This window comes from Actinomadura sp. 7K534, assembly GCF_004348575.1.
Lineage (GTDB): Bacteria > Actinomycetota > Actinomycetes > Streptosporangiales > Streptosporangiaceae > Spirillospora > Spirillospora livida.
In genome coordinates this window covers 1-8,548 of the sequence record NZ_SMKB01000281.1, presented here as the reverse complement: position 1 = coordinate 8,548, position 8,548 = coordinate 1, and the positions used below count along the sequence as shown (strand labels likewise).

Annotated in this window: 5 protein-coding genes; 1 reads left to right on the top strand and 4 read right to left on the bottom strand. The window is 72.6% G+C overall.

What is annotated here, in order from left to right:
- The 4 genes from E1266_RS32665 to mfd all read right to left on the bottom strand — a co-directional run.
- On the bottom strand, positions 1 to 2,429 hold a 2,429-nt coding region (locus E1266_RS32665), incomplete at its 3' end, for a transglycosylase domain-containing protein (RefSeq protein WP_243719169.1).
- Between the two features lie 82 nt (positions 2,430 to 2,511).
- Complete coding sequence (locus E1266_RS32660) at positions 2,512 to 3,522, bottom strand: MazG family protein (RefSeq protein ID WP_132053706.1); 1,011 nt, start codon at positions 3,520 to 3,522, stop codon at positions 2,512 to 2,514.
- A gap of 5 nt (positions 3,523 to 3,527) precedes the next feature.
- Positions 3,528 to 4,184: a hypothetical protein gene (locus E1266_RS32655; RefSeq protein WP_132053704.1), complete on the bottom strand. Its 657-nt coding sequence runs from the start codon at positions 4,182 to 4,184 to the stop codon at positions 3,528 to 3,530.
- A 46-nt stretch (positions 4,185 to 4,230) separates the two neighbouring features.
- Positions 4,231 to 7,842: a transcription-repair coupling factor gene (gene mfd, locus E1266_RS32650; protein WP_132053702.1), complete on the bottom strand. Its 3,612-nt coding sequence runs from the start codon at positions 7,840 to 7,842 to the stop codon at positions 4,231 to 4,233.
- Between the two features lie 227 nt (positions 7,843 to 8,069).
- On the opposite strand from mfd, the gene E1266_RS32645 reads away from it, so the two are divergent.
- A partial coding sequence (locus tag E1266_RS32645) for a class I SAM-dependent methyltransferase (RefSeq protein WP_132053700.1) occupies positions 8,070 to 8,548 on the top strand: 479 nt, incomplete at its 3' end.

The following is an 8,548-nucleotide window of genomic DNA, read 5'->3' as shown; positions in this document are numbered from 1 at the left end:
CCCGGCGGCCGGGTCGGGGGCCGCGGCGGGCGGTCCTCGTCGTCGTCCGCGCCGCGCCCGGGGCCGCTGCTGACGCGGAGCGTGATCGTCGTGTCGGGTTCCACCGAGCCGGGGCCGGGCGACATCTCCGCCACGGTCCCCCGCTCGTACCGGCGGGACCTGACGCGCTCACCGACGCGGGTGGTGAAACCGGCGGCGCGGAGCTTGGCGACGGCCTCGTCGAGGCTCATGCCGCGCACGTCGGGCACCTTGACGCGGTCCTCGCCGGAGCCGCGGCTGAAGTAGAAGGACGGCGGCCGGTGGAACGAGGTCGCGTCCGTGCCCCGCAGCGCGCCGAGCATGCTCCGCTGCCAGATCGGCGCGGGGATCGTCGCCCCGAACACCGAGCCGTAGCAGCGGCCGTCCAGGCACAGGCTCGTCATCGGGTGCTTGTAGCCGCCGCGCGGGTCGCCGACCCACACGGCCGCGGCGAGGTCCGGGGTGTAGCCGGCGAACCAGGCCGCGGAGAAGTTGTCGACGGTGCCGGTCTTGCCGGCGGCGTCGCGGCCGAGCCCCATGCCGCGCGCCGTGCCCATGGTCAGGACGCCGCTCAGGATGTGGTTGACGGCGTCCGCCACGCCCCGGTCGAGCACCTGCTCGCACTTGCGCGGCGGGACCTTCAGCTTCTCACCGGACGCGTCGGTGATCGACTTGATGGCGATCGGCTCGCAGTACTCGCCGCGGGCGCCGAAGGCCGCGTAGGCCGCCGCGAGGCGCAGCGGGGAGACGGCGTTGAACCCGAGCGTGAACGACGGGAACTGCTCCAGCGGCTTGCCGTTCGCCTGGCGCATCCCGAGGCGCTCGGCCATCTCGACGGTGTCGCAGAGACCGACCTCCTTCTGCAGCGCCAGGAAGTAGGTGTTCACGGAGTGCTGGGTGCCGGTGACGAGGCTGAAGCTCCGGCCGCCCTCGCCGTCCGCGGCGTTGCCCAGCGACGCCGTCGGGTCGCCGACGTTCTCGCCGTCGCAGTTGCGGAAGCCGACCGGCGTGTACTTCTCCGGCGCCATCAGCCGGCTGCCGAACGGCATGCCCTCGTCCAGGGCGGCGGCCAGGGTGAACGCCTTGAACGTGGACCCGGCCTGCATCCCGATGCTGGAGCCGTGGCTGGCGTCGGCGGCGAAGTTGATCCAGGTCTTGCCGCGCTCCTCGTCCGGGCCGAGCTCGCGGCCCACGACCAGCGCCTTGATCTCACCGGTGCCGGGCTCCACCATCGCCTCGGCGGCGGCCTTGTGCGCGGAGTTCTTGGCCGGGACGTAGGAGAGCACGGCCTTCCGCGCGGCCTGCTGCGCCCTGCGGTCCAGGGTGGTGCGGATGGTGAGCCCGCCGCGCTTGAGCAGCTCCTCCCGCTCCTTCACGGTCTCGCCGAAGACCTTGTTGGCGAGGATCTCGCGCTGCACGTAGTCGCAGAAGAACGGCGCCTCGCTGGCCACGCAGCCGCTGCGCATGTTCTGGATGTCCAGCTTGATGGGCAGCTTCTTGGTCTCCTCCGCCTCCGCGTAGCCGATCATGCCGAGTTCGGCCATCCGGTTCAGCACGACGTTGCGGCGCTGCAGGGCCGCGCCCGCGTGCTGGGTCGGGTCGTAGGCGTAGGGGTAGCGGATGACGCCGGCGAGCAGCGTCGCCTCGGCGAGGTCCAGCTCGGAGGCGTGCTTGGAGAAGTAGTGCCGGGACGCGGCCTCGATGCCGTAGGCGCCGTCGCCGTAGTAGGCGATGTTCAGGTAGCGGCGCAGGATCTCGTCCTTGGGGAACCGCTTCTCGATCGCGACCGCGTACCGCAGCTCGCGGATCTTGCGCGCCGCGGAGATCTCCTTCGCCGCCTCGCGCTCCTCGGTGGAGTCGGCCTGGGTGAGCAGCAGGTTCTTCACGTACTGCTGGGTGATGCCGGAGCCGCCCTGCGTCACCTCGCCGCTGCTGACGTTGCTGGCGAGCGCCCGCAGGGTGCCCTGCACGTCGATGGCGCCGTGCTCGTAGAACCGGCTGTCCTCGATCGCCAGCACGGCCTTCCGCACAACCGGCGCGATCTTCTCCAGCGGGACGTCCACCCGGTTCTGGTAGAAGAACGTGGCGATGGTGCGGCCGTCCGCGGACAGGACCCGGGAGCGCTGCGGGACGCCCGCGGTCGAGAGCCCCTCGGGCTCGGTGAGGAACCAGTCCGCGGTGTCGCGGGCGCCGATGCCCGCGGTGCACGCCGTGGGCAGCAGCATCAGGGCGACGAGGAAGCCGGCGAGCCCGCCGAGCGCGCCCAGCCCGCGGACCGCGCGGGCCTTCTCCGCGCGGGTCGTGGACGCGCTGAAGAACCCGCGGGGGCGCTCCGGGCCGTGCGCGCGCCCCGGACCGCCGGAAACGTCGTCTCCCGCGTCCGGATCGTCACTTCCAGCCCCAGCCAGCACGCGCTTAGCGTAAACGTGCGTCCCCGGCCGGGCCACCCCATCCCCGATGTCCCGGTTTATAGCACCGTGCCCGGCATGGGAATCAGGCGTGCGGCGCTCGGCGCTCCCAGGATCGGACACGATCCCGGAATACCCTCGATACCGCCCGCAACTCCGCCTCCGGATCGACGCCCCGCTCCGTCGCCTCCCGGACCAGCTCGAAGAGCCGTACGCCCAGCTCACCGCCGGCGGCCGCGGCGTCGGCCGGGACATCGCGGGGGAGATCGGCCGCGAGACCGTCCGCGAGTTCGGCCGGGGCCCGCATCCGCCCGGCGCGGCGCTGCAGCTGCGCGGCCAGCGACAGCGCGGGCTGCCCCAGCGGCACGCCGTCGAGCGCGGACGCCTCCGCGCCGCCCTTCTCCGCCCGCTCGGCCGCCTTGATCTGCTCCCAGTTGGCGTTGACCTCGTCGGCGCCGGAGACCGTCACGTCCCCGAAGACGTGCGGGTGGCGGCGGACGAGCTTGTCGACGATCGCGCCCGCCACGTCGTCGATGGTGAACTCCGTCCCGTCGTCGCGCTCGGCGGCCACCACCGAGTGGAAGGCGACCTGCATCAGCACGTCGCCCAGTTCCTCGCGCAGCGCGCCGTAGTCGCCGGACTCGACGGTGTCGAGGACCTCGTACGCCTCCTCCAGCAGGTACGGGACGAGGGTCGCGTGCGTCTGCTTGCGGTCCCATGGGCATTCGCGGCGCAGCGTGTCCATCACCGAGACGAGGTCGAGCAGCCGCGCGCCGGGCAGGTCGTAGGACCCGTGCAGCACCTCGACGTCGACGGGGTCCTGCACGACCAGGGCGCCGATCTCCCGCATCAGCGGCTCGTCGCCGTCGGGCGCGGTCACCCACAGGACGTCCCGGTCCCGCGCGTCCGCGACCAGCCGGGACGGGTCGGGCTCCGGCACCAGTTCGGGGGCGACGCCCGCGTCGCGCAGGGACGGCAGCAGCGGATGCCCGTCCCGCAGCCGCACGGACGACGCCGACCGCAGCGCGTCCCAGGCGCGCCAGGTCAGCAGTCCCGGCGCCACCCGGTGCGTGGTCGCCAGCAGTGTCAGGCCCATGCGCGTCAGATACCCGAGTCGGGCCTGGACAGCCGCTGCTCGGCCGGGTCGATCTCGAACTTGCCCGGGTCGTAGGTCCCGTAGCGCGGGTTGACCTCGATCTCCATCCCGTCCGCGGTGCGCCGGAACAGCTCGTTCCACTGCTGCCCGGCCCGCTGCGTCGCGGGGTTCATCCGGTCGTTGAAGTCGGCCCCGAACCGCTCCATCACCGCGGACTGCGTGGCGACGAGCCGCGCCAGGTCGCGGGTGCGGTCGCGGGGCAGCCCGCTCGCCAGCGTGATCGACTCGGCCCCGCCCTGCCGGTTCAGGCTCTCCACGGCCCGGTCGACCCGGCCGCCGGTGATCTCGACCCCGGCCGCCTCGGCCACCTCGCGGGCGACCCGGAAGTTGATCAGCAGGGTGAGCGCGCCCCGCACGTCGGACTCGGAGTCGGCGCCGAGCTGCTGGGCCGGGTTCCCCGGGTTCGCGCGCATCTCGTTCGCGACCGGGTCCGCCCGGAACTGCTCGCGCCAGTCGCGGACGTCCTGGCTGAGCTCGGTGACGGTGATGCGGTCGTCGCCGACGAGGGCGGCGGTGCCCGCCTTCGGCGTGCCGCCGCAGCCGGCCAGCGCGCCGGCCGCCACCACGGCGGCCACCGCGACCTTCACGGACTTACCGAACACGGAAGATTCCCATCTGATCGGTCGGGCTCGGGAGACGGGCCCGACACTACCGCGCGGCGGAGGCTGGTGCGGTCTCCAGGAACAGGGCCTCGACCAGGTCCGTCGCCCAGCGCAGCAGCTCCTGGTCGCGCAGCGGCCGGCCGCCGATCTGCGCCGTCTTCGGCGCGGGCACCAGCAGGGTGTCGGTCGCGGCCTTGAGGATGCTCTTCGGGTACAGCCGCTGCAGCCGGACCTGCCTGGAGTCGGGCAGGTGCACGGGCGAGAACTTGATGAAGTTGCCCTGGACGGTCACGTCGCTGAGCCCGGCCCGCCGCGCCTTCGCCCGGAACCGCGCCACCTCCAGGAGGTTCAGCACCGGCACGGGCAGCGGCCCGAACCGGTCCTTCAGCTCGTCGTGCACGGCGCCGATCTCGTCCTCGGACGTGATCGCGGCGATGCGGCGGTAGGCGTCCAGCCGGAGCCGCTCCCCCGGCACGTACTCGTGCGGCAGGTGCGCGTCGACGGGCAGCTCGACCTTCGTCTCGACGGTCTCGGGCTTCCCGCCGCCCTCCTTCAGCTCCTGGACGGCCTCCCCGACCATCCGGACGTACAGGTCGAACCCGACGCCCGCCACGTGGCCGGACTGCTCGGCGCCCAGGATGTTGCCCGCGCCGCGGATCTCCAGGTCCTTCATCGCCACGTACATGCCGGCGCCGATCTCGGTGTGCTGCGCCAGCGTCGACAGCCGCTCGTGCGCGGTCTCGGTCAGCGGCTGCTCCGGCTGGTACAGGAAGTACGCGTAGGCCCGCTCCCGGCCGCGCCCGACGCGCCCGCGCAGCTGGTGGAGCTGCGACAGCCCGTACATGTCGGCGCGGTCGACGATCAGCGTGTTGGCGTTGGGCACGTCCAGCCCGGACTCCACGATCGTCGTCGCGACGAGGACGTCGTAGTTCTTCTCCCAGAAGTCGACCATGACCTTCTCGAGCTCGTGCTCGTTCATCTGGCCGTGCGCGATGCCGATCCGCGCCTCCGGGACGAGGTTCGCCAGGTTCGCCGCGACCTTGTTGATCGAGCGGACCCGGTTGTGCACGAAGAACACCTGCCCCTCGCGCAGCAGCTCGCGGCGTATCGCGGCGGCGATCTGCTTCTCCTCGTACGGGCCGACGAAGGTCAGCACGGGGTGCCGCTCCTCCGGCGGGGTCAGGATCGTCGACATCTCCCGGATGCCGGTCAGGCCCATCTCCAGCGTCCGCGGGATCGGGGTCGCCGACATCGCGAGCACGTCCACCTGCGTCCGCAGCCGCTTCAGCTCCTCCTTGTGCTCGACGCCGAACCGCTGCTCCTCGTCGATCACCACCAGGCCGAGGTTCTTGAACCGGGTCTGCGCCGACAGGATGCGATGGGTGCCGACGACCACGTCCACGGTGCCGTCCGACAGCCCGCGCAGCGTCTCCTCGATCTCCCCGTCGGACTGGAAGCGGCTGATCGGCTTCACCGTGACCGGGAACGCCGCGAACCGCTCGCTGAACGTCGACATGTGCTGCTGCACCAGCAGCGTCGTCGGCACCAGGACCGCGACCTGCCGGCCGTCCTGGACGGCCTTGAACGCGGCGCGCACCGCGATCTCGGTCTTGCCGTAGCCGACGTCGCCGCAGATCAGCCGGTCCATCGGCACGGGCCGCTCCATGTCGGCCTTCACCTCGTCGATGGCGGCGAGCTGGTCGGGCGTCTCCACGTAGGGGAACGCGTCCTCCAGCTCCCGCTGCCAAGGGGTGTCGGGGGCGAACGGGTGGCCGGGGCTCGCCATCCGCGCCGAGTACAGCCGGATCAGCTCCCCGGCGATCTGCTTGACGGCCTTGCGGGCGCGGGACTTGGCCTTCTGCCAGTCGGCGCCGCCGAGCCGGTGCAGGCTCGGCGCCTCCCCGCCGACGTACCGGGTCAGCTCCTCCAGCTGGTCGGTCGGGACGAACAGCCGGTCGCTCTTCGCGTACTCCAGGATCAGGTACTCGCGGGTGGCGCCCTGCACCGTCCGGCTGACCATCTCCACGTACCGGCCGACGCCGTGCTGCTCGTGGACGACGTAGTCGCCCGGCTTGAGCTGGAGCGGGTCGATGCCGCCGCGCCGCCGCGACGGCATCCGCCGCGCGTCCTTGGTGGACGACTTCTGCCCGGACAGGTCGGTCTCGGTCAGCACCGCCAGCCCGATCGAGTCCCAGACGAACCCGTTCTCCAGCAGCCCCGTCGTCACCGACACCAGGGACGGCTCGGGCGGCGCGGCGAGGTCGGTGAGCCGCGCGCCGAGGCCCTCCTCGCCGACGAGCTGGACGAGCCGCTCGGCGGGCCCGTGCCCGGCGGTGACCATCACGACGCGCCGGCCGCCGTCGATCCAGCCCTTGAGGTCGCCGAAGAGGCGCGTGGTGTCGCCCCGGTACGCCTCCGCCGGCTGCACCCCGAGGTTCAGCACCTCGCCTTCCTCTTCCAGGGGGGACGACCCCCCTGACCCCCCGGTGCCTGCTTCGCCGCGCATTCCGGGGTTGAGCGCTGTAACGCTCCAGCGCGGCAGGCCGAGTTCGGTGCTGTGGGCCCGTACGTCGTCCAGCGAGCGGAACGCGGCGGCGCCCAGGTCGATCGGCGCCTCCCCTCCGGCGGCCGCGTTGACCCAGCTCGCCTCCAGGAACTCCTGGCTCGTCCGGACCAGCTCCGCCGCGCGGGTGCGGATCCGCTCCGGCTCGCATACCAGCAGCGCCGATCCGTCCGGCAGGAGGTCGGTCAGCAGCTCCATGTCGCCGGCGAGCACGGGCGAGAACGCCTCCATGCCCTCGACGGCGTCGCCGTCGGCGATCCGGCCGAGGATCTCGGCGAGCGCCGGGTGCTCCTCGGCGAGCGCCTTCGCCCGCTCCCGCACGTCCGCGGTGAGCGGCAGCTCCCGGCACGGCGGCGCCCAGAGCCCGTCCTGCGCCACTTCGAGGGAGCGCTGGTCGGCGGCTTTGAAGTAGCGGATCTCCTCGACCGTGTCGCCCCAGAACTCGACCCGCAGCGGGTGCTCCTCGGTGGGCGGGAAGACGTCCAGGATGCCGCCGCGCACCGCGATCTCGCCGCGCTTCTCCACCAGGTCGACGCGGTGGTACCCGGCGTCCACCAGGTTCCGGACGGCGTCGTCCATGTCGGCGTCCTCGCCGGACAGCAGCCGCACCGGCTCCAGGTCGGCCAGCCCGGCCACGATCGGCTGCAGCACCGCGCGGACCGGCGTCACGACGACGTCGAGCGCGCCGCCTTTCCCTGCGGCCGCTCCGGCGGCGTCCAGGTGCATCGCGTTCGGGTGGACGAGGCGCCGCAGGACCGCGAGCCGCTGCCCGACGGTGTCGGAGCGCGGCGACAGCTTCTCGTGCGGCAGCGTCTCCCACGCCGGGAAGTGCGCCACCCGGTCCGGGTCGAGCAGGCTCGACAGCGCCGCGGTCAGGTCCTCCGCCTCCCGGCCGGTCGCGGTCACCGCGAGCACCGCGCCGCCCCCGTTCCCGCCGTCCGTGCCGTCCGCGCGGACGCGGCGGCTCAGCGCGGCGGCCAGGATCGGCCAGAGCGAGGGGGGCGCGACGACCTCGGTGTCCACGCGCGCCCCGTCGAGGGCGCGCCGCAGACCGGGGTCGGTGCACGCAAGGTCAACAAGTCCAGAAAGCGTCATTTTCGCCCGCAACTTAGCAATTCACCCCGAGGCAGGGCAGCCCGAGAACCCGGAAATCCCGCGGACCTCCGGCACGGCTACCAGAGTACGCGCCCGCGGGCCGCGTCGTTCCGGCGACGGCACAGCTCATGGACGGGACCAGGGGCGACGACGCAGCGCGACACGACCGTCACCAAGAACTGACAAATAGCGGACGGACTGCGATCGTGCGATTACGCTGCGAAGTTGTGACCGATCTGCGTACACCGCCGGTAAGCGATGGCGATCTCTTCTCCGAACGCGCTCGCCAGTACGCCCTGGAGCGGCCCCTCCAGCGGATCAACGTCCTGGAGGCGGGCTGCGGCTGGGGGACGGGTCTCGACCTGGGCGACCGGGAGCACCACCTCACGGGCGTCGACCTGGAGTCCCCCGAACTGCGCGCCTACACCTGCGAGCGCCCCGACCTGGACGCCTGGCACCTGGGCGACCTGCGCACGGTCCCGCTGCCGCCGCGCACCTACGACATCGTGCACGCCTCGTACCTCGTCGAGCGCGTCCCGCACGCCGAACTGGTGCTCGACCGGTTCGTCGCGGCGCTGAAGCCCGGCGGGCTGCTGCTCATCCACATGCGCGACCGCAACACCGCCTACGGCTTCCTCGACCGGGCGCTGCCGCGGTGGATGCACGCCTCCGGCCGCCGCCGGAAGCGCGCCCGCCCGCCCCGGGG